Source organism: Acinetobacter sp. T_3_1 (assembly GCF_025377055.1).
GTDB classification, from domain to species: Bacteria; Pseudomonadota; Gammaproteobacteria; order Pseudomonadales; family Moraxellaceae; genus Acinetobacter; species Acinetobacter kookii.
In genome coordinates this window covers 82,257-103,980 of record NZ_JACHVD010000001.1, presented here as the reverse complement: position 1 = coordinate 103,980, position 21,724 = coordinate 82,257, and the positions used below count along the sequence as shown (strand labels likewise).

Sequence of the window (21,724 nt, the reverse complement as noted above, 5' to 3'; positions counted from 1 at the left end):
CCTTCAAATTGGATTAAAATAGCTCGTATTTATAAATATTTGATTTCTATAATGAAGCATGTTTTAAAGGGCTTACTGGGCTTAAGCCTAGTCCCACTTGTCATGATTGGATGTAGCACATCTCCTCATAAACAAGGGCAAATACCCGATGGAAAACGGATCTTCATTCCTCAAGAACGCATTAGCCTTGAGCGCCCAATTCCACCTAAAACAGTACCTTATGTTTATAATTCATGGATTGCCATCGGCGATAATTTACATCGTGTCCGTGAATATGAAAGTTTTCTGGAACGCAATGGGGTCGGCAATATTATTCCGAGTTTTGAATTGTTGCGTTCTGCGCGTGACTGGCAAAAATGTGGCCGTGCCCAATACATGATTCCAAATCGTGAATTGTGGAACAATCAAATTGCAACCTTACGCGTCTTTAAATATCTGGTTGCCGCCAAAGTACTTACCGACTTTGAAGTGACCTCCGTTTATCGGGATTTGCCGCTTAACCAGTGTGCCGGTGGAGCAAATTCATCACGTCACTTATTCAATTCGGCAATCGATTTTCGCATTGGGCCTGCAGTTCCCCAAGCTGAAGATTTTGCTTTTATTGAAAACACCAAATTTAAATTATGCCAGTTTTGGGCCCAGTACGGACAAAGCCTGAATATGGGGCTGGGCTTGTATGCTTCTGGTCAAATCCATATTGATACCCAAGGTTACCGTACCTGGGGACCAGACCTGTCACGCCACAGCTCGATGTGTAATTTTTAAAACCGTGTATTGCGGTAAAAAAGAGATCATATAGATCTCTTTTTTATTGTCCTCATTTCAATAAATCAAAACGATAAATTGCACTCTGAATGGAAAGGTTTAAAATGCATGCATCGCAACACAGGTGACCAGACTATGCAACAAATGTGGACAGAGATTGATGCTTACATCGATGCACATTTAATTCCAGAAGACCCCATTCTGCTACAGACATTAAAAAACACTGAAGATAAAGGTTTTCCAGATCACCTCGCCGTCGCGCCCAATCAGGGCATGCTGCTGCAAATGCTGATTCAGATGAACAAATGCAAGCGCGTGCTTGAACTGGGTACTTTTGCTGCCTACAGCACCATGTGGCTGGCTCGTGCCCTGCCAGAAGATGGCTACATCCTGACCATTGAAGGTCGTGATACCCATGCAGCTTTGGGTCAGGAAAACATTGATCGTGCCAAACTTCCGCAGACCATTGATCTTAAAGTCGGTCGTGCTGCAGACGTATTAAAGGCATTACCTGCCGATTTTGAGCCCTTTGACTTTGTGTTTATTGATGCCGACAAACAAAGCTATGCAGAGTATCTAGAACTCAGCTTAAACCTGTCCCATTCAGGGACCATTATTGTGCTGGATAATGTGATTCGCGCTGGTGAGATCATTAATCCTGACAATCACAAACCAAGTATTGAGGGCATTCGCGATATGTTTGCAGCCTTGCAAGACCATCCTCGAATTCTCTCCTGTACCGCATTACAAACCGTTGGCAGCAAAGGCCATGATGGATTTGCCCTGGCCATAGTGAAATAATATGACACAAAGGTTAAAAAACAGTCTTTTTGTTTTTCTATTTTTTTATTAATAACTTACAAATACTGTCCATATAGTTATCCACAAGTTATGCGGATAACTATGTATAATTATTCATCACACCGATCAAGTGCGGATGAACTTATTTCACCACCAGTAAGGGTACGGTTGAATTTCGGAAGATACTGGTTGCCACGCTTCCCAAAAAGAACTGGCGAATTTTACTGTGACTAAATGCACCGAGCAATATCAGTTGTATGCCGTGTTCGCTTTGGTATTCCAGTATATTTTCCGAGACATCGCCATAACGGTATTCAGTCACCACATCCATTCCGGCATCACGTAAATACTGTGAAGGCTCATTCAATATTTCCGGATGATCACCTACATATAGCAGGTGACATTGCAATAATCTGAGTAAATCACTTTGCGCGACACGTTTCATCAGATTGACGCAGGTCGGTGAATATTCATAGGCAAAAATGAATCGTGTGGGTGGCTTAAACTGTTCCCCGACAGTCATGATGGTACATTTTGCGCCACGGATAAAATTTTCCACATTACTGCCTATCGGTTTGTTACGTTCCGCAGAACGCTCTCCGACCCGGCCAATAATGGCAATGTCATCTTCTTTAAGCACATGAAAACTTTGTTCCAGGAAATCCCCTTTTTCCTGAAGATGCGAGGCGCTGATCTGATATTTCTGCTGAATCATGTCAGAAATATGGTTTAAAAGATTATTGCTGTAATCCAGTGCCAGTTCACTTTGTTTCTGTTCAAGTTCTGCCAGTTCTTTCAGTAACATTGCATTACTTTCAAAACCAATCACCCCACTGATTTCACCCAAATGATAACTTGCTGGGTAATAGTCTAAAACCTGTAATAATACCAATTCACGTTGTGTCTGCTTTGCGACCCATGCTGCAGCTTCGGCAACTGCATTTACGCATGGAGAAGAATCAATACAAGCGATTACACGTTTCATTTTCGCCTCGCTTTTCGCCTATACAGGCTTTAAGTCTAATTGTTATTTTTAACTTAGCATAACTCTTCACCACTGTGCATGCTTTTATGTAATTAAACTTACTGGCTGATTCATCTTCATTTTATTGGATTTTTTAATCCCGATGACGAATAAACTTCGCCGGATTCCCGGCAACAATAGTCGCCTTTTCAACATTTTTTGTGACCATGCTATTCATGCCCACAATGGCATGAGCATCAATTTTTACTCCATCTTTGACACCGACATGCGCGCCCAGCCACACATCCTGCCCAATCTCGATACCCTGAGAACGTACCGGTTGCTGGTAAATGGGCTGTGCAAGCTCCATGCCGTGGTCAAAGGCATATAAATGACAGTATGCCGCCATACGCACCTGGTCATGCAGCTTGATGCCCATACGTCCACCATCCAGAATGCAGTGATGGTTGATGGCCACTTCATTGCCAATTTCTAAAGGGCCATGCAAGGTACAGTCTGCGGCAATAAAGGTATTATCGCCAATCGTTATTTTCCGGCCCGGCTCGGCAAAAATATGGGCCAGCGGTGAAATAAAACAATTTTCACCAATTTCGACAGTTTCCATTTCCATCAAATAAGCTTGATATTCTTTTTGCCACTGTTCTGCCCAGCCGCGATTTTTCGGTTTTAATGACCAGTACAGCCAAGGCATGTAATTCAAACGGTGCTTATGCTGTTCACGATATTTTAAAAGCGGGTCTTGCTCAGTCATGTTCAGGCTCTTCTATAATTTTGAGTTGTTCGCGCCCGCGGGTCACATCCTGTATTTTCAGTGCCAAAGGCTGAATCTGGTGGACTTGTAATAGGGCTTCGACCTGTACGCCTGTGGCTGTATATTGTTCCTGAAATTCAATGTGTTGCTGGTTCAGCTCATATTGAAAAATAGCCCACTCATTAAACTGGCAGGCAAAACTGATTTTTTTCTTTTCAATCAGCTCAATTTTTTCCGCCAGTAACAGGCACTGCCCGGCACAACCGCCATAGGCGCGAACCAGACCGCCAGTTCCCAGTTTAATACCACCATACCAGCGGTTGACCAGAACAATGACATTGGTCAATTCATTGCCTTCAATCGTGGCCAGAATCGGTCGGCCTGCTGTGCCGGACGGCTCTCCAGCATCATTAAAACGGACATTGTGGCCAATTTTCCATGCCCAGCACTGATGTGTGGTGGTGATATCTTTATGCAGTTCTAAAAAATCTTTTACTGCCTGTTCATTTTCTACAGGAGCAGCAATCGCCTGAAAGCGACTTTTCTTAATGTCTTCTTCAAAAGTAACGGATGAGGCAATGGTAAATGGCATAAATCTGGAATAAATAACAACACAACGGCAGTATAGCCTGTTTTGAATGGATTGCAGATACAAAAAAACCTTCTATAAAAGAAGGTTTTTAAATTAAAAAAGTATTGTAAGTTAAATGATACTGTAATTTATAAGATTAGATCATTCTGATTAAACTTTAATTAAACGGTAAAGTCTTCACCCAAATAGACTTTACGCACAGTATCATTTGCAAGCACTTCTTGCGGTGTACCCTCTGCAATTACCGCACCTTCACTAACAATATAGGCATGCTCACAAATCGCCAAAGTTTCACGGACGTTATGATCGGTAATCAGCACCCCAATTCCACGGTCTTTAAGATTACGAATAATATCTTTGATGTCCCCGACAGAAATAGGATCGACCCCGGCGAAAGGTTCATCCAGCAGCATAAACTTAGGATCGGCAGCCAAAGCACGGGCAATTTCTGCACGGCGGCGTTCACCACCGGACACACTCATCCCCAGTGAATCTTTAATATGACTGATTTTAAAGTCAGCCAGCAATTCATTTAAACGCTGTTGACGCTGCTGTTTGTTCAAATCCTTACGGGTTTCAAGAATCGCCATAATATTTTCAGAAATCGTCAGTTTTCTAAAAATGGAAGCTTCTTGCGGCAAGTAACCAATACCCTTACGCGCACGCTCATGCATGGCCAAGTCAGACAAATCAAGATCATCCAAGTGAATCTCGCCCTTGTCCATTCGAACCAAACCCACCACCATATAGAAACTTGTGGTTTTACCTGCACCATTTGGACCAAGCAGGCCTACAATCTGCCCACTCTGCATCTGGAAAGAAACATCCTTGACCACCCATCTTTTACTATAGTTTTTTGCCAGATGTTTAATACACAAGGTTTGGGGTTGATTTAGCGATTGATCCATTAATCACGTGCTCCCGGGAATGATTTTGAGCTAGATGGCGGAATAACAATTTGTACGCGACCTGAAGATGAACCGGTACTGTTTGGTGTGCCCGTTGCCTCAACATCGCCCTTATTCATGCTGTATTTCAAAATATTACCGCGGATACTTGCCCCATCCTGCTGTAAAAATGCATTGCCAGACAAGGTGATAATGCCAGTTTGGGCATTATAAACAATTTTCTGCGCCTGACCTTTTGCCAAGCCTTTATTGACATCAATTTGTTGTTGAAAACGTGCCGGACCGCCTGTCGCCGTAATGCTACTGATCTGTTTTTGACTGTTCAGATTGGCAACAATAGAGTTGGCTTGCAATCTCATGGTGCCCTGTTCGATGATGACATTCCCGCTATAGGTCGTCACCCCGGATTTTTCATTATAGGTAGCACGGTCAGCAACCAGTGAAATAGGCTGATTTCGGTCAGATGGAATGGCAAACGCCGCTGCCGACGAGAATACAACCAAACCGGCTAAAGCTGCCTGTTTAAGCAAAGTTTTAGACAATGTAAGCTTAAGATTGTGGTTCATATTTTCCTCGAATATTAAAAAATTCGTATTGACCGTCATTTAGATTGGCTTTCAGACCCTGGCTTACAAATTCAGCTTGCGGAGATTGCACATTGACCTGTTTATCTGTCTCAATTTCCCGGGTTTCGGGATATCCGGTTAATTCCTGGGTCTGAAACTGCATTTTGCCCTGTGGCATCAACTTGGTCGCCACGACATTTCCCGACAGAACCACCCGTTGATTGTCATCATAACTGTTCGCCACTTTGGCATAAAAAGTGGCATCAACTGCGCCATTTTTATACAGCGAGGCATTCAGGTTTTCCAGTTTGGCCGTTTCCTTTTGCATGTCCTGTTCCATGCGGTCGACCTGAGCACGGGCATACAAATTACCGTTGTCATCGGTTTGAGTCAGATTAATTTTTTCAGCGGAATAGGTCATGCTTCTGGCTGAATCAACCTCAAGCTTGTTGCCCTTACCACTGTAATAGTAGTAACCACCACTTATAGCTGCAATTGCTATAGCAGTCAGGTATAAAACTTTTGTATCCATAAGTGTGGCACTTAACTCAAATTCAATGAATTGTTTAACAATTAATGTGGGGCAGCGGTATAGGTTTCAAGCAGCTGTTCATAAGCCCCTTTGGCCGTCAGAATCATGTCGCAGATTTCACGCACTGCACCACGGCCACCCATAGCCTGAGTGACAAGGTCAGCACGGCGTCGAACTTCGACATGACCATTCGGAACAGTCACTTTCATACCGGCAATGGCAAATGCCGAAAGATCAGGCCAGTCATCACCCATATATAAACAGTCTTCTGGCGCAACATTCAATTGGGCACAGGCTTCTCGTAATGCGGTGCCTTTATCTTCACGGCCCTGAAAAACCAGGTCTACACCCAAGTCAGACATGCGCTTTTCCACAATATTGCTTTTACGTCCAGTAATAATAATGACTTTTACACCGGCTTTCTGTACGAGTTTCATACCTAAGCCATCACGGATATCAAAAGACTTGATTTCATCCCCGGTATTGGTCAGGGTGACAAAACCATCACTCAGAATTCCATCGACATCAAGAACCAAAGCTTCAACATGGCGCGCCTGTTCCAATAAAATATAAGATGCCATTTATTAATTTACCCCGGCTTGAATCAGGTCATGCATGCTAATCACGCCAATGACTTTGTTTGCACTATCTACTACAACAAATTGATTAATTTTCTTTTCGTTCATGCGCTCTAGGGCTTCAACGGCACGTGCCGCTTGCGAAATGGTCAATGGATTTTTAGTCATGACCTCAGAAACCGGCAAGTTCACATCAAAGCCTTGTTGTTTATCAATTAAACGACGTAAATCGCCATCAGTAAAAATACCCAATAGAACGTCATTTTGATCGACAATTGTGGTTAAACCTAGGCGTTTGTTTGAAATTTCGTATAAAACCTGATTCATTGGTGTATCTGGAGAGACTTTTGGCAATTCTGTACCTGTGTGCATGAGGTGTTCGACATGTAACAACAAGCGTTTACCTAATGCACCGGCTGGATGAGACAGCGCAAAATCATCAGCAGTAAAACCACGTGCATCCAGCAAGGCAACCGCCAAGGCATCGCCTAAAGCCAGAGTTGCCGTGGTGCTTGAGGTCGGTGCCAGACCCAGTGGACAGGCTTCCTGAATATTCCCCAAAGTTAAGGCCACATCGGCATTTTGCGGCATAGGGCCTTTGTTGTCGCCACTAATGGTAATTAGAGGAATTTCCAGACGCTTGATTAATGGCATAAGCATCATGATTTCATCACTCTTGCCCGAGTTAGAAATGGCAATCAGCACATCGCCAGGAACCAGCATGCCTAAATCGCCATGTCCCGCTTCACCTGGATGCATAAAGAATGACGGTGTACCTGTAGAAGCAAAGGTTGCTGCCATTTTACGGCCGATATGCCCTGACTTCCCCATACCGGTAATGACTAAACGCCCTCGACACTTCAAGATGATTTCACAGGCACGACTAAAACGATCATCAATTTGTGTTGCCAATATTTCCAGTGCTTGTTCTTCTATACGCAAAGTTTCTAATGCAACTTTTTGAAAGTCTATTTGATTTGGCATATTTGGTGGGTTCAAAATAGGTTTACCTTTACTCTATACAGAGTTGATTCAATCAAGCAAAAAATAATTTTCGCAATTTTATCATATCTATGCAAATGTCACGTTTCTAAATTACAAGATTTCAATAATTGTGCAGAAATTATGGTGAGTGAACCTAGGTTTATTGCGAACTTCATCCTTACTCTCTTCAGGTCATGTGTCATGAATCATTCTGCATTTATGTAAAGCTGAGTGTATATTATTAGACTTGGTTGATTATTTAATTCTCATATGAAAAATACGCTTTCTGATCACAAGCAAATTGGTGTGGTTGCCACTTTTCCTGAACTGGTCAATTCCAAGTTTCAAGGAAATATAAATGCCATGTGCTGGTATAGAAATCTGGCTGGTGATTTTAAAGAAATCGTGACTAAACTTGAATTAAAAGAGAATATTACAGAAGTTTCTGTGGAAGATCTTTTAGCGCTGCAACTTTCAGAACAAGGTCATCTGGCTCGGGAAGTGATCTTAAAAGATATCCAGCTATTAACCGATTTCGGAGCCTCCCCATCTCTTAATTTACTTAAAAGTTATGAACGGGATGAAGAGCTGGATTTCATTGCAACAGATGTGTATTCCTATCACGTGGACCGCTCACCCATAGAAACCGATACTTTTTTATGTACTTATGCTGGTTGTGCCAGTGATATTTTGCCAAATGATCAGGTTGAGCAAAAGATTTTGATTCCCGAAATAAGAGCAAAGCTGAAAGACTTACATGATGGTCCAGAAGCCGAGTTCGAAAATTTCCTGGAAGAATATTTCTTTGATTTGCATTATGCACCCAAAGCGGATGCAACACCGATCAATTTAGGCCAGGGACATCTTTGGCGTTTGGCTGTGGTTCATCCAACGCAGCCCGTTTTGCCTTGTGTGCATAGAGCGCCTGCTGAAGCGGGTGAATATAGACTTCTCTTGATCTGTTAAATATTGATGAGATAGAGAGCTCACTTGAGCTATAAAATCTGGATGTCCCATCTGTCTGTTTATTCAATGCTCTGCTCTTGAATGCTCTAAGAAACGGGACAGATCGGTACGTATGAACTCACATTCCCGCTATACAACCGTTTTGATTGCTCAATTGTTATTTTCAGGTGTCGCTGATTATTTTCATGAGCAGTGAGCTTTCTTAAGCCATAAGTAATGACATTAAATTTTCATATCGAGTTTTATATTCCCTAAAAAACTTCTGCATTTTTTCGTTTTAACTTTATGAAAAAAAATGCTTAGGTTAAGATGAGCCATCTTTTGTAAAAGCATCTTAGAAGACCTATGCAGCCATTTGTTCTATATAACTCAGAGCAACGTAAAAAAGTAGAATTCGTACCTCGTAAAGAAGGTCATATCGACATGTACGTCTGCGGTATGACCGTATATGACTACTGTCATATTGGGCATGCTCGAGTGATGGTTGCATTTGACTACATTATCCGTTTCCTGCGCAGTCAGGGCTGGAATGTAAAATACGTACGTAACATTACCGATATTGACGACAAAATTATTAAACGTGCCAATGAAAATGGGGAAAGCATTACAGCTTTAACGGATCGTTTCATTCAAGCGATGAATGAAGATGCTGAAAACTTGGGTTGCCTACATCCAGATGAAGCTCCACGTGCGACAGATTACATTGACCAGATGCAAAGCATGATTGGTAACCTAGTCAATAAAGGCACTGCTTATCCATCATCAAATGGTGATGTGTATTTTGAAGTGGAAAAATTTGCCAAATATGGCCGTCTTTCAGGCCGTAAACTGGAAGATATGCAGGCCGGTGCATCTGAACGCGTTGATGTTGAAGTAGAGAAAAAACATCCATTTGACTTTGTGCTGTGGAAACATGCCAAAGAAAATGAACCGTCTTGGGCTTCACCTTGGGGCAATGGCCGTCCGGGCTGGCATATCGAATGTTCGGCAATGTCAACTTGCTGCCTAGGCAATCATTTTGACATTCACGGTGGCGGTTCAGACTTAATGTTCCCGCACCATGAAAATGAAATTGCACAGTCTGAAGCATCCACAGATGAACAGTATGTGAATTACTGGATGCATGTCGGTTTCATTAATGTTGATGGCGAAAAAATGTCGAAGTCACTTGGCAATTTCTTTACCATCCGTGATGTGATGGAAAAATTCCACCCAGAAGTGATCCGTTACTTTATTGTCTCATCACATTACCGTAGTCCGGTGAACTTCTCGGATGTGGCATTAAAAGAAGCCAAAACAGCCCTTTCTCGTTTCTATCATTCATTTAAGGCTTATCAGCAGGTCTACGGTGAAAAAACCGTAGAAACTCTGGATGATGCATTGGTTGAACGTTTTAATACTGCTATGCGTGATGACTTCAATACAGCAGAAGCCATTGCTGTACTGTTTGAAATCAACAAAGAACTCAACCGTGCAGTGAAAGACGAAAACCAGGAGCAGGCAGCGGTTTATTATTCAACTTTACGTCACCTTACCAATATTCTGGGTCTGGTTCAGCACAATGTTGATGACTTCTTGAAGTCTGATATTGGTCAGGAAGCATTAGGTTTATCTGAAGAACAGATTGAAGATTTGATTCAGCAGCGTAAAGATGCGAAAAAGGCCAAAGAATTTGCCAAGGCTGATGAAATTCGCCAGTCTTTACTGGACCAAGGCGTGGTTCTGGAAGATACACGTCAAGGCACTATTTGGCGTCGTGCTGATTAATTAATCATTTGGAAGCATAAAGAGTTGACAGTTAAAAGAAACTCTCTATAATTCACTTCCATATTGCGGGAATAGCTCAGTTGGTAGAGCATAACCTTGCCAAGGTTGGGGTCGGGAGTTCGAGTCTCCTTTCCCGCTCCAGAATACGAAAAGCCCAGATCAATTGATCTGGGCTTTTTTATTTATTAATCTCATTAAGTTTTAAGCTGAATATACTCCAAACCTATAATGATAGTTCCACTTAAACTTCTTAGTAAAATACACAAGATCGTTTGCCATCGCATAGATGGTTTAGAAAATTAATTAAAATAATTTACAGGCTCGATAATAAATCATAAAGATACATTTTTATCCTTTTTCCTTTCCACATTCCGGCTATGTTAAGCTTTGAACAAATAATAATATTGAAACAAGAGGACAGCATCATGGAGTATTACCAGCACATTCTAGTTTCTGTCGATGACTCGCCCATTGCCGTAGCCGCAGCTGATCAGGCCATGGTGTTAGCCAAAGCTTTTGGCAGTAAAGTGACCATTGTGAGCGTAGTGATTATTGATCCTTTAACCAGTGTCAGTTTTTATAAAAATGTTCCCGGCGTCACTGATTATTTTATGGAAGCTCAAGCTCATGCTAAAAATATATTGGCCGAGCTAGGTGCCAGATTTTCCGAAGCAGGTATTCCAGCAGAAACCAAGCTTTTGGCCAAGCAATCTCCCAGTGAGGCCATTGCTGAACTTGCCGATGAACTAAAGGCCGATTTGATTGTGGTTGGATCGCATGGCCGAACTGGTTTGAAAAAAACCTTCATTGGCAGTATTGCCCAAGATATTCTAACCGCCAGTCATGTTCCTGTACTTGTGGTTAAACATACCCAATAACCCTTTTACTCTGCCTTGTTCTTATGCCATTAACCTATCACTTCTGAGTTAATGGCTTTCACGCAATTGGACTTAAAAACTGTCTTTTAAGGATTTGTGTTCTGCTCAGCTGACCTTATTGCTGTACTCTTTTTTAAACACTTAGATTAGCATTTAAAAACATAGACATGAGCCAAGAAATCATCTTGCAGATCCTATAAAAAACATCAAACTACGACCATAAACCTATACGCATAAACGTGATTAAGACATAAACTTTGTTCACAATTTTTTATAGACATTCAAAGAGCAAAACATGTCACAACAAGATTTTGAAAATGGTTTAAAAGTTCGCACCGAAGTCATGGGCGAAGCTTTCGTAAAACGTGCGCAGGACAATACGGTACCCTTTACCCAGCCTTTACAGGACTGGATTAATGAACATGCCTGGGGTTCAACCTGGCAACGCGAAGGCGTTCTTCCACGTAAATATCGTTCACTGATCACCATTGCTTTTTTAACCGCACAAAAAAGCCCCACAGAACTTAAGGGACATGTTCGTGGTGCACTCAATAACGGTGCAACAGTAGAAGAAATTCAGGAAGTGTTATTACACAGTTTGCCCTACTGTGGCGCTCCTGCCACCCAGGAAGCCTTTCGTGCTGCACTTGAAGTCATCAATGAATATCAAAAAACTGAATAATTTATTTTGATATTTATAGAAATGGTTTAAGCAGTTTAGCATTTAAATTGCTTAGGCTATTTTTTATTGTTGACGCTATGATTCAACCGCAATCAATTGAATTGCGCTGTAATTGGCCTTGACTTAACTGCAAAGTTTCCGCTTCCAGGTATTCCAGTTCTTCGGGATGATGCGTGACATAAATCATTGGCAAATCCAGCTCCTCTTTTATCCGTTTAAAAAACGGTAAAATTTGCTGTTTTAAGCTCCGGTCCAGTCCTGTTAAGGGTTCATCCAGAAGCAATAAATGGGGTGAAGATAACAGTGCCCGCCCAATCGAGACCCGCTGTGCTTCCCCACCAGAAAGCTGATGGGCCTTACGTTGTATCAAGTCAGTCAAATCCAGCAATTCGACAATGTCATCAAACTGGAACTTTCGTTCTGACTTATCTATTAATTTCTCTGCATAGCGTAGATTCTGCTGCACATTCATATGTGGAAACAGCAAGGCATGCTGAAAAATTAAAGCGATTTTGCGCTGATACATCGGGATATAAATATTCTGCCGGGTATCCATTAACAGCTGTTCATTCAACTGGATATAGCCTTGTTGTGGCTTGAGCAAACCCACAATATTTTTTAGCAAGGTACTCTTGCCACTCCCTGATGCTCCGACAATGCCTAACAGTTGCTGCTGCATCTCCAGTTCAACGTTCAGGCTGAAATCACCATGCTGATAGAGAAAATCACATTTCAACATATCAGGCTCCCAATTTCCGTTGATATTTTTGCAAAATAAAATAGTTCACAATCAGGGCTGAAAATGCCAGAAATAAAGATAAGACCACCAGCCGCATGGCAAATTCTTCGCCATTGGGTTGTTGCAGCAAGGAATAAATCGCGATTGGAATGGTGCGAGTTTCATCTGGAATATTACCGACAAAGGTAATGGTGGCACCAAACTCTCCCAGACTTCGGCTAAAACACAGGATGCTCCCGATCAGCATGCCCGGCAGTGCCAAAGGCAGGCTAATACTGCAAAACACCCTGAACGGGCTTGCCCCCAACGAGCCGGCCACCTGTTCTAATTGCCGGTTAATCAATTGAAAAGACAGGCGAATCGGCTGCACCATCAAGGGAAATGCCACAATCATTGATGCCAGTACCGCCCCTTTCCAGTTAAAGGCCAGTTCAATCCCGAGCGCATTCAGATATTGTCCAATCCAGCCTTTATTGCCAAACAGCAGCAACAGTAAATAGCCCAAGACCACAGGCGGCAGCACCATTGGTAATTGCAAACATGCTTCAAGCAAAAATTTCAGCCTGAATTCATGGCGTGCCAATGTCCAGGCCAAAGCCACTGCAAACGGTAAACAGATGACCGTTGCCCAGAAGGCGACTTTTGCCGAAAGATATAAGGCACTCAGTTCTTCGGGACTGAACATTGCGTGGCGATCTCCGTATGGTTGATTTATGGATTAATTCATGCGAAATCCGTATTTTTCAAAGATGCTTTTTGCCTGTGGACTGCTTTTCACAAATTTTTCGAACTGGGTTGCCTCTGAATTTTTCTCGCCCTGTTTGGTCAAGGCAATCGGATAAATAATGGGATGATGCGAATCTGCCGGGAAGGCTCCGATTATTTTCACTTTCTGGCTAATAAATGCATCCGTTTTATAAACAATGCCCACCTCACATTCACCACGTTCGACAAAAGCCAAGGCTGAACGCACATCATCCGTCCCCACAATGCGACCTTTGAGCTGAGCCAGCCAATTCAGCTTGGTCAAACTCTGTTTGGCATATTTACCCGCAGGTACAGACTCCATTTGTCCTGTGCATAAATGCCCTTTAAAGGCTTGGGCAAAATTAAAATTGGGCTGTGGCTTAAATGCAATATTTAAATTTTTCGGGCTAATGACCACCAGCTGATTGAACAATACGGGCTTGGCCCTGTTGTGATGAATGAATTGCTTTTTAATCAGATAATTCATCCAGTCCAGATCTGCAGAGAAAAAGAGGTCACTGCTGGCACCAGCTTCAATCTGTTTGGCCAGCGCTGAGGATGCACCAAATACCGCTACAACATCCGTTTTCGGGTGCTGCTTTGCATACATTTTTTTAATATCGTTAAGGGCATTACTCAGACTGGCTGCTGCGTAGATTTTTACCGTGCCTGCATAGGTAGAGGAAAATGTAACTGACAAACACGCTGCTAAAAACAGGGATTTTTTCATCGGCATTTTCCTTATCAGTGAATAAACAGACCTTGCACGATTTGCCCTTTAGATAAAGCAGCTCCCGCAGGAATCCTGACCAAACAATTGGCCTGCATTAAATTGCTCAGCATATGTGACTGCTGTTTGGACAAGCTCCGGACTTTGAGCAGTCCCTGATCAAAACTGGCCGACATTCTTAAAAAACGTTCTCGGCTATCCATTTTTAGCTCATGGGTCAACACGGCGCTAAACCAGTCCGGTTGCTGTTTCTGTCCTTGCAAAGCCCTTAACAGGGTTGAAGTATAAATTTGCATGCCTACATAAACTGCTGCCGGATTGCCCGGCAGTCCAAGCAGATAACAACGTGTGCGATCAGGGCGTGTTAATTCTGCAAATAACATCGGCTTGCCCGGCTTTTGTTTCACTTTCCAGAACAGCTGTTCAAAACCCAAATCGAGGGCTACCGGTCGAATAAAATCATAATCGCCAACAGATACGCCACCGGTGGTTAAAATCACCTCATGGCTTTCCGATAATTCCTGGATTAAGGCTTTCACGGCATCTTCTGTATCAGCCACATGGAAAATTTCAACCTGCTGTCCTGCATTTTGAAACCAGGCCTGAATCAGGGGAGCATTGGCATCAAAAATTTTTCCTGCTGCAAAATCCTCGATACTGCTCGCGACTTCATCTCCCGTAATGACCACTGCAACTTGGGGATAGCGAAAAACTTCAACCTTTTGAATGCCTGCCATACTTAAGGATGCAATTGCGCCGACTGAAAGGAACTGCCCTTTGTGGGCCAATAATTGTCCAACCGAAATTTCTTCACCCACATTGCGAATATCGGCATGAGCATGCAGGTTTTCGACTATTGCGATTTTGCCTGAATCGATGAGCTTGACGATTTCCTGACGTGCCACCGTGGTGGTTCCATAGGGAATTTTGGCGCCAGTAAAAATCCGTACGGCTTGCCCTGCCTTAAGTTGTAATTCGGACGAATGTCCGGCTTGAACTTCACCGATCAGTTTAAATTCGCTATGCGGCTCAATGGCAGATTGGGCGCAAATTGCATAGCCATCTACAGCGCTTTGCGAAAATAAGGGCAGATTAATAGCAGAATAAACCTCTTGCGCCAAATAGCGGTTTAAAGCCCCATTTAACTCCAGACTTTCCGTGGCCAGTCCCTGAGTATGCTGCAAAATTAAATCCAGGGCCTGATCTACCGTAATCAGGCCATGCTCTGCTCCACATCCAGACATGATGCTATTCATTGGTACCCCCCTGGATGAGGAATATTTTTCTGCACATCAAATAAATGTACCAATGCCGGCAAGACTGCAATCAAAGATTCTTTCGCCCCCTGACGGCTACCCGGCAAAGTCATTACCAGACTGTTATCAATATAACCGGCTACACCGCGACTTAAAGCTGCATAAGGCGTTCGTTTTTGGCCAAAACTGCGCGAGGCTTCCATCAGTCCGGGAATTTCACGTTTTAATAAAGGCTGCAGGGTTTCCACGGTTAAATCTTTTGGTCCCAGACCCGTTCCCCCAACGGTTAAAATTAGCGGATAATCATTTTTTTGCTGTTCAATCAAGGCCAGTAATTGTTCCGGACTGTCAGGAATGACATGGTAAGCAATATCGCTAAAATTGGCTTCCTGCAAAATTTCCCGCACATTCTGTCCGGCCGTATCCGGTTTCTTTCCTGCAGCCACGGTATCGGACAGCACAATGATTGACGCAGGCAGTGCTTCTTTTAATACACGGGTAAAATGGGATTTGCCGCCTTTTTTCTTTTGTAACTTGACCTGATCCAGGCATAAATCTTCCGGTTCACAGTGCGGTTTCAACATGTCATACAAGGTTAAACCGGCCAGACTGACTGCGGTTAAGGCCTCCATTTCCACCCCGGTCGGACCGATGGTTTCTACGGTTGCAATAATCTCGACATGAGCATTAAACAGCTCATATTCCACATCGGCACGGTAAATCGGCAGCGGATGACACAGTGGAATCAGCTCATCGGTGCGTTTCGCAGCTAAAATGCCTGCTATCCGTGCAGTCTTCAAGGCATCGCCTTTTTCAGTATTGCCTTGACGTAATAATTCAATGCAATGTGGCGGCGCATACAGAATCCCTGTGGCTACTGCAGTCCGGTAACTTTCTGCTTTCATCCCGACATTTTTCATTGCATATTTCCTGAATTCATTTTTACTTTAAATATTGCTGTTGACTGACATCTACCTGGGTTCACTCAGTAGATGAAACTGTTTTTAATGATGGCAATGGGCATGATCACCGTGTGCAGGTTGTTTATCTGTATATTGTTTATCTGTATATTGTTTATCTGCATGATGATGGACATTCACCTGCTCCGCTGTATCTTTACGGATACAGCAGCCTTCTACATATTGACTGCTGCCATCCAGATAAAATTCCTCTTTCCATACCGGCACTTCATGTTTGACCCGTTCCACCGCTTCCTCACAGGCAGCAAAGGCTTCGCGTCGATGGGCCGCATAGGCCATGGCAATAATGGCTTTTTCACCAATAGCCAAAGCCCCAATTCGGTGAATCACCCGAACATAGGACACCGCATATTTGGCCTGAATCTCCTGTTCGATCTGACGGATCATTTTTTCCGCCACGGGTGCATAGGAGGTATATTTTAGCGCTTTAACCGCTTTACCTTCATGATGATTACGCACGGTTCCGATGAACACGCCAATTCCCCCACACTCGGGAAAGTGTTCAATCGGGTCAAAACTGTCCAAGCTTAAGGCAGTATCCTGAATTCTGCAAAATGTTTTCAATAATGTCATTTCAGCCTCCTGCCACTGGCGATAACAGCACTAGCCTGCTGTCGATGCTTAATTGCGTCTGGCGTGAAATAATGTCTTCACCGATGGCACAGGCACAGCGTTCAATCATGGCAAACGCTGCCGGATAATCTTGCCCTACTTGAGCCAATACCTGAGCAACCGTGCTGTATGGACTGCACATCATTTCCAGATTTTCCGGTAACTGGCGTTCTACCGCACCAAAGGCCTCAATTTTAATTTTGATCTGTGGCATCTTAACCTCCAAGCATGTGCATGCTGATTTTTCGGCTGCTTTTATTCATGCGCTGATTTTCCAAACGTTGTGCGATGGCGTGATAACCTGATTCTTTGTTCCAGATATATTTGGATAACACGGCATGCAAGCTCAGCTCACTCAAAGGCTCAGAACAACTCAGGGCTTTAATTTCAGTTTTTAGATTCAGGCCTTGAGGAGCAAACAGGCAGTTATAAAATTCACCTTGTGCGGTTAAACGGACGCGATCGCAAGTTCCACAAAATGAATTGGTAATGGTGGATATGATTCCAAGCGGATGGCCATCCATAAAATACTGTCGTGCCGGCTCTGAACTGGAGCGTGACGAGTCACCTGGCTGTTGAATTACAGTAAATTCCGTACTCAGGCTATCTAAAATCTGCTGTTCGCTGACCACATGTTCTGATGACCATTTACGGTCACCATCCAGGGGCATAAATTCGATAAAACGCAGCATAATTTTTTGCTGAACCGACCAGCGTGCCAAAGGCAGAATTTGATTGTCATTGATCCCGTTCATCAATACACAATTGATCTTGATTGGCAGACCTACCGCTTGGGCCGCATGAATTCCTTCAAGTACGGGAGATAACTCTTTTTGTGTCAGCTGTTTAAATTGATGCGTATCCAGACTGTCCAGACTGATATTCAGATCATCTAGTCCGGCTTGTTTTAACGCGGCAGCATACTGTTTTAAATAATGGGCATTGCTGGTCATGGAAATGCGTTTTAGCCCAAGCTTTTTTAAGTTTTGCAGTTGAGCAATAAAGTGCACCACCCCTTGACGCATTAAAGGCTCTCCGCCGGTAATGCGAATAGATTCAATGCCACGACGCACCATAAAATCACAAAATTGATAGAGCTGCTCAAAACTCAGCAAATCATGTTTTTTCATCCATTCAGGATGTTCCGGCATGCAATAGACACACTTGAAATTGCAGCGGTCGGTCACTGAAATTCGCAATTTGCGCTTGCTGCGACCAAACTGATCGACAAATCGCGCATCTGTTTCAAGCTCTGTCATCATATTCATGTTGAACATCCATCTTCAGACATCTGGTGGTAACTGCACACCTATTGTGCGCAAGATTTAAGGTGCCCAATCTTGTGATAATTAGATTTGCAATAAGTGTTCCAACTTTGTGCCAAAGGCGAAATATTCAGGTTTAGTGCAGAAATTTGAGTTGCTGATACTGTTGCAGTTCATCGAGCGAGTTAATACTGTGAAAAAACAGGGCATGATTTTTAAAACGCGCCACTTGAGCGTGCAAATGGCTAAAACAGTGCTTTAAACTGCGCTGTTTTTGTTCAAGCTGGGCAGTCAGGGTCAGCACACTGCTCCGTTTCACCAGACAAAATGGATACAGGGCGACCCCATTCATTTCCACATACGCGACTTCTGACAAACTATTTTTGGCTAGGGCCTGATGCAACTTGAGTAGAACTTTCGAAGGAATATAGGTCACATCACAGGGAACAAACAGCACATAGTCTGCCTCTACATGTGACCAGGCACTTTTCATGCCCATCAGTGGACCTAAAAAGCCACTTTCATCATCCTGATAGCAATGAATACTGGGAATGATTTTCTGATAAATCGAATAATCACGATGGCTGTTGATCCAGACCTGTGCAACATCGGATTTCAGTTGCTGATGTATTTTGATCAGTTGAATCTGGTCATCAAATTGCTGCAACAGTTTATTGATGCCATTCATGCGTCTGGCCTGACCACCGGCCAGAATCACCAGATCAGTGTCGGGATAAGCTGAAAGTTCCAGTTTCTTTCTCATTCCACCGCCTCCATTTGACAGGTTTTGATCAAGCCACGAATTTCAGGCAGACATGAACCGCAATTCCCTCCTGCTTTCAGGCATGCAGTGACCTGTTTTTCATCGGTGATATTTTTTTCTTTAATGGTGTCAATAATCCGGTTTTTACCCACCTTAAAGCAGCTACACACCAGTGGACCTTCATTATTGGCCATCGACATCGGTTGTCCGGCAAGCAGTGCCTTGCGGTGCATGGCACTCAGACGTTCACGTTTAAACAGGCTGGCGACCCAGTCGCGGTCCGGCAGCAAGGCCTTGGGGGCAATATATAAACTGGCAATTAAATGCCCCTCTTTCAGCACCACACTGTGACTGATATGGGCGGTCTGATCTTCAAGATTCAGCCATTCAAAACTCTCATCCTGAAACGGCAGCAGCTCTTTCAACTGCTCAGTGGTCTGGGTAAATGTTTTACGGTCGGCCAGTTCATAGCGCACCGCTTTGGCGGTGGTGATTTTCGTCCACCACACCGTATTTTCAATGGAGGATTGCACGATCTTTTCAAAGCCATGACGTACATAAAACACGCCCTGCCACTGGCTGTAAAAGGGATGGATCATCACCGGCGTATGCTTGAACTCAGGTTCACCGGAAATGGCATCCACCACGGGATTGACCACTTTGCCAATACGGGCATCCGATGCCACCTGGTCATTCCAGTGAATCGGTGCAAAAACCTGCCCACGACGGATATCATCACAGACCGTGGCACGTAAAACGCAGTTACCCCATCGCGATTTGACCTCTACCAGCTCGCCATCTTTGATCCCGTATTTCAGGGCATCATGCGGATGGATTTCACAATACGGTTCTGCGCGGTGGCTTCCTAAATTGGCAGAGAGTCCGGTACGGGTCATGGTATGCCACTGGTCACGAATCCGGCCGGTATTCAGCACAAACGGAAATTCGCTACAGATTTGATTGACCGGATTTACCGCCGTGATGGCCATGAATTTGGCTTTGCGATCTGCATGGCTAAACTGCCCTCGGACATAGATTCGTGCCACAGCACCCTCTTGCTGATCTTTAGTCCAGACCGGCCACTGTAGCGGTTCTAGTTGATCATATTCAGTGGCATTTAAATCGCTCAATGCTTTTAGATTGAAATAGCGGAAATAAGGCGTTTCAGCGCGATGCTCCTGATCTGAATTTTGTTCAGCCGATAACCGGGCATGTTCCACAAAAATGTCATGACTGCTGTTAAAGTCAAAACCGCTAAAACCTAACTTTTTAGCGACCTGGCTGATGGCCCACCAATCGGCTTTGGCCTGTTCTGGCTCATCTAAAAAGGCGCGCTGCCTGGAAATACGGCGTTCAGAATTGGTGACGGTGCCGTCTTTTTCACCCCAGCCCAGTGCAGGTAACAGCACATCGGCATATTGCGTGGTATCGGTATCTAAACAAATATCGGACACCACCACGAACTCACATTTTTCCAGGGCACGTTTGACCTGATCGGCATCGGGCAAACTCACCACAGGATTAGTCGCCATAATCCAGATGGCTTTAATCTTGCCGCTTTCGACTGCATGGAATAGATCGACGGCCTTAAAACCTACCTGCTTGGCGATATAGGGACTTTGCCAGAAGTTCTGCACCAGCTGCTGATGGCTTTCGTTTTCCAGTTCCAGATGGGCTGCCAGCATATTGGCCAATCCCCCCACCTCACGACCGCCCATGGCATTCGGCTGACCGGTCATGGAAAATGGCGCAGCACCTAGTTTGCCAATTTTTCCAGTGAATAAATGGCAGTTGGTTATGCTGTTGGCTTTATTCACCCCTTGCGAAGACTGATTCACCCCCATGGAAAACAGGGTCATCACTTTTTCAGTTTGGGCAAATTTTTCATAAAAAGTTTGCAGTTTTTCAAGTGAAATACCGGTACGTACCGCCACATCTTCAATGGACGATTCAGTTTGGCTGTGTGTTAAAGCTTGCTCTAAGCCTTGGGTATATGCAGCAATAAAATCTTGATCTGCATGACCATTTTGCGCCAGATATTGCAAAAGGCCATTGAATAATACGACATCTTGCCCCGGTAAAATTGGCAAATGCAGGTCTGCCGCTTCACAGGTACTGGTAAAACGCGGGTCAATCACCACCACAAACAGGTCGCGCTGCGCTTTGGCTTTCATGATGCGTTGATATAAAACCGGATGACACCATGCCGTATTGGAACCGACCAGGACCACCATGTCGCTATGTTCAAAATCTGCATAGCTCGCGGGAACAATATCTTCACCGAAAGCACGTTTATGGGCTGCTACAGCTGAAGACATACAGAGTCGTGAATTGGTATCAATATTGGCCGTGCCCAAATAGCCCTTCACGAATTTATTCACCACATAATAGTCTTCCGTCAGCAATTGCCCGGACACATAAAAGGCAATACTGTCACGCCCGTATTGGTCAATACATTGCTGAAACTTATGGGCAATTAAATCAGTCGCGCTATTCCAGTCGGTCTTTTCCCGCTGTTGCTTACGGCCCAGCATGGGATGAAGGACACGGGTTTCAAGTCCCAGGGTATCGGCCAGATTGCTGCCTTTAATGCAGAGTTTTCCGTAGTTGGAGGGATGGTTAACATCCCCTGCAACCGACACTTTTCGACCCAAAGCTGTGTCCTGTATAGTCGCAGTGACACCGCATCCCACCCCACAATAGGGACAGGTGGTATTGGTGATTTTCGTATTTATTTCTGTGGAGCTATGCAGTTCCATCACAGGGATACTATTCATGGATGCTCCTTTCTATCGAATAAATTCACTTGAATAATTTCTTCTATTTTCCAAGCTATCTAAATCTTTAGAGTTCACGTAAGCATATATTCTGTCGAGG

General features: G+C 43.9%; 24 protein-coding genes and 1 tRNA gene. 7 read left to right on the top strand and 18 right to left on the bottom strand.

All coding sequences use genetic code 11. The annotated features are described in order from the left end of the window. Nucleotides 1-51: 51 nt before the first annotated feature. Entirely contained in the window at nucleotides 52-765 is a 714-nt protein-coding gene (locus tag H4I94_RS00325; protein ID WP_092819361.1) for a D-Ala-D-Ala carboxypeptidase family metallohydrolase, read from the top strand. Between the two features lie 135 nt (nucleotides 766-900). Then, a complete protein-coding gene (locus H4I94_RS00320; protein WP_131274073.1) occupies nucleotides 901-1,566 on the top strand; it encodes an O-methyltransferase in 666 nt (221 codons plus the stop codon). Nucleotides 1,567-1,708: 142 nt separating this feature from the next. Here the strand turns inward: H4I94_RS00320 and H4I94_RS00315 are convergent, their stop codons facing one another. The 8 genes from H4I94_RS00315 to H4I94_RS00280 all read right to left on the bottom strand — a co-directional run bounded on the left by H4I94_RS00315 (nucleotide 1,709) and on the right by H4I94_RS00280 (nucleotide 7,462). Next, a complete protein-coding gene (locus H4I94_RS00315; protein WP_092819360.1) occupies nucleotides 1,709-2,551 on the bottom strand; it encodes a universal stress protein in 843 nt (280 codons plus the stop codon). A gap of 133 nt (nucleotides 2,552-2,684) precedes the next feature. After that, a complete protein-coding gene (locus H4I94_RS00310; protein WP_131274060.1) occupies nucleotides 2,685-3,302 on the bottom strand; it encodes an acyltransferase in 618 nt (205 codons plus the stop codon). After that, a complete protein-coding gene (locus H4I94_RS00305) occupies nucleotides 3,295-3,894 on the bottom strand; it encodes an IMPACT family protein (RefSeq protein ID WP_131274061.1) in 600 nt (199 codons plus the stop codon). Before H4I94_RS00305 ends, H4I94_RS00310 begins: the two co-directional genes overlap by 8 nt. A gap of 161 nt (nucleotides 3,895-4,055) precedes the next feature. Next, nucleotides 4,056-4,802, bottom strand: coding sequence for an LPS export ABC transporter ATP-binding protein (gene lptB, locus H4I94_RS00300; protein WP_131274062.1), 747 nt, complete (start codon nucleotides 4,800-4,802; stop codon nucleotides 4,056-4,058). Beyond that, nucleotides 4,802-5,368 (bottom strand): lipopolysaccharide transport periplasmic protein LptA, encoded by a 567-nt coding sequence (gene lptA, locus H4I94_RS00295; protein WP_261180909.1) that lies wholly within the window; start codon nucleotides 5,366-5,368, stop codon nucleotides 4,802-4,804. The genes lptB and lptA overlap by 1 nt, the downstream gene beginning before the upstream one ends. Beyond that, entirely contained in the window at nucleotides 5,352-5,900 is a 549-nt protein-coding gene (lptC, locus tag H4I94_RS00290; RefSeq protein WP_092819355.1) for an LPS export ABC transporter periplasmic protein LptC, read from the bottom strand. Before lptC ends, lptA begins: the two co-directional genes overlap by 17 nt. Before the next feature lie 41 nt (nucleotides 5,901-5,941). Continuing rightward, nucleotides 5,942-6,481, bottom strand: a complete 540-nt coding sequence (locus tag H4I94_RS00285; protein WP_092819354.1) for a KdsC family phosphatase — start codon at nucleotides 6,479-6,481, stop codon at nucleotides 5,942-5,944. A 3-nt stretch (nucleotides 6,482-6,484) separates the two neighbouring features. Then, nucleotides 6,485-7,462, bottom strand: a complete 978-nt coding sequence (locus H4I94_RS00280; protein ID WP_261180908.1) for a KpsF/GutQ family sugar-phosphate isomerase — start codon at nucleotides 7,460-7,462, stop codon at nucleotides 6,485-6,487. Between the two features lie 270 nt (nucleotides 7,463-7,732). On the opposite strand from H4I94_RS00280, the gene H4I94_RS00275 reads away from it, so the two are divergent. The 5 genes from H4I94_RS00275 (at nucleotide 7,733) to H4I94_RS00255 (ending at nucleotide 11,755) form a co-directional block, all read left to right on the top strand. Next, the gene (locus H4I94_RS00275; RefSeq protein ID WP_261180907.1) at nucleotides 7,733-8,428 is read left to right on the top strand and encodes a DUF1826 domain-containing protein; all 696 of its coding nucleotides are present in this window, start codon (nucleotides 7,733-7,735) and stop codon (nucleotides 8,426-8,428) included. 345 nt (nucleotides 8,429-8,773) lie between these two features. After that, complete coding sequence (gene cysS / locus H4I94_RS00270) at nucleotides 8,774-10,195, top strand: cysteine--tRNA ligase (protein ID WP_261180906.1); 1,422 nt, start codon at nucleotides 8,774-8,776, stop codon at nucleotides 10,193-10,195. A gap of 65 nt (nucleotides 10,196-10,260) precedes the next feature. Continuing rightward, a tRNA-Gly gene (locus H4I94_RS00265) sits at nucleotides 10,261-10,336 on the top strand. Nucleotides 10,337-10,620: 284 nt separating this feature from the next. Further along, nucleotides 10,621-11,073: a universal stress protein gene (locus tag H4I94_RS00260; protein WP_131274254.1), complete on the top strand. Its 453-nt coding sequence runs from the start codon at nucleotides 10,621-10,623 to the stop codon at nucleotides 11,071-11,073. Nucleotides 11,074-11,368: 295 nt separating this feature from the next. Continuing rightward, nucleotides 11,369-11,755, top strand: coding sequence for a carboxymuconolactone decarboxylase family protein (locus H4I94_RS00255; protein WP_092819349.1), 387 nt, complete (start codon nucleotides 11,369-11,371; stop codon nucleotides 11,753-11,755). Between the two features lie 82 nt (nucleotides 11,756-11,837). Here the strand turns inward: H4I94_RS00255 and H4I94_RS00250 are convergent, their stop codons facing one another. From H4I94_RS00250 to H4I94_RS00205, 10 genes are all read right to left on the bottom strand, one after another. Then, nucleotides 11,838-12,494, bottom strand: coding sequence for an ATP-binding cassette domain-containing protein (locus tag H4I94_RS00250; RefSeq protein WP_261180904.1), 657 nt, complete (start codon nucleotides 12,492-12,494; stop codon nucleotides 11,838-11,840). Between the two features lies 1 nt (nucleotide 12,495). After that, a complete protein-coding gene (gene modB, locus H4I94_RS00245; protein ID WP_131274257.1) occupies nucleotides 12,496-13,179 on the bottom strand; it encodes a molybdate ABC transporter permease subunit in 684 nt (227 codons plus the stop codon). Nucleotides 13,180-13,212: 33 nt separating this feature from the next. Further along, on the bottom strand, nucleotides 13,213-13,971 hold the full coding sequence (gene modA / locus H4I94_RS00240) for a molybdate ABC transporter substrate-binding protein (protein ID WP_261180902.1): 759 nt from the start codon (nucleotides 13,969-13,971) through the stop codon (nucleotides 13,213-13,215). 14 nt (nucleotides 13,972-13,985) lie between these two features. Next, a complete protein-coding gene (locus H4I94_RS00235; RefSeq protein WP_261180901.1) occupies nucleotides 13,986-15,227 on the bottom strand; it encodes a molybdopterin molybdotransferase MoeA in 1,242 nt (413 codons plus the stop codon). Further along, nucleotides 15,224-16,147: a bifunctional molybdenum cofactor biosynthesis protein MoaC/MoaB gene (gene moaCB, locus H4I94_RS00230; protein ID WP_261180899.1), complete on the bottom strand. Its 924-nt coding sequence runs from the start codon at nucleotides 16,145-16,147 to the stop codon at nucleotides 15,224-15,226. Before moaCB ends, H4I94_RS00235 begins: the two co-directional genes overlap by 4 nt. Nucleotides 16,148-16,231: 84 nt before the next feature. Next, nucleotides 16,232-16,780 carry a molybdenum cofactor biosynthesis protein MoaE gene (locus tag H4I94_RS00225; protein WP_261180898.1) on the bottom strand — a complete coding sequence of 183 codons (549 nt, stop codon included), beginning with the start codon at nucleotides 16,778-16,780 and terminating at the stop codon, nucleotides 16,232-16,234. A 1-nt stretch (nucleotide 16,781) separates the two neighbouring features. Beyond that, the gene (locus H4I94_RS00220) at nucleotides 16,782-17,033 is read right to left on the bottom strand and encodes a MoaD/ThiS family protein (protein ID WP_131274261.1); all 252 of its coding nucleotides are present in this window, start codon (nucleotides 17,031-17,033) and stop codon (nucleotides 16,782-16,784) included. 1 nt (nucleotide 17,034) lies between these two features. Beyond that, the gene (gene moaA / locus H4I94_RS00215) at nucleotides 17,035-18,087 is read right to left on the bottom strand and encodes a GTP 3',8-cyclase MoaA (protein ID WP_131274262.1); all 1,053 of its coding nucleotides are present in this window, start codon (nucleotides 18,085-18,087) and stop codon (nucleotides 17,035-17,037) included. 133 nt (nucleotides 18,088-18,220) lie between these two features. Continuing rightward, the gene (locus H4I94_RS00210; RefSeq protein ID WP_261180897.1) at nucleotides 18,221-18,847 is read right to left on the bottom strand and encodes a molybdenum cofactor guanylyltransferase; all 627 of its coding nucleotides are present in this window, start codon (nucleotides 18,845-18,847) and stop codon (nucleotides 18,221-18,223) included. Continuing rightward, nucleotides 18,844-21,624, bottom strand: a complete 2,781-nt coding sequence (locus H4I94_RS00205) for a nitrate reductase (RefSeq protein WP_261180896.1) — start codon at nucleotides 21,622-21,624, stop codon at nucleotides 18,844-18,846. The genes H4I94_RS00210 and H4I94_RS00205 overlap by 4 nt, the downstream gene beginning before the upstream one ends. Nucleotides 21,625-21,724 lie beyond the last annotated feature (100 nt).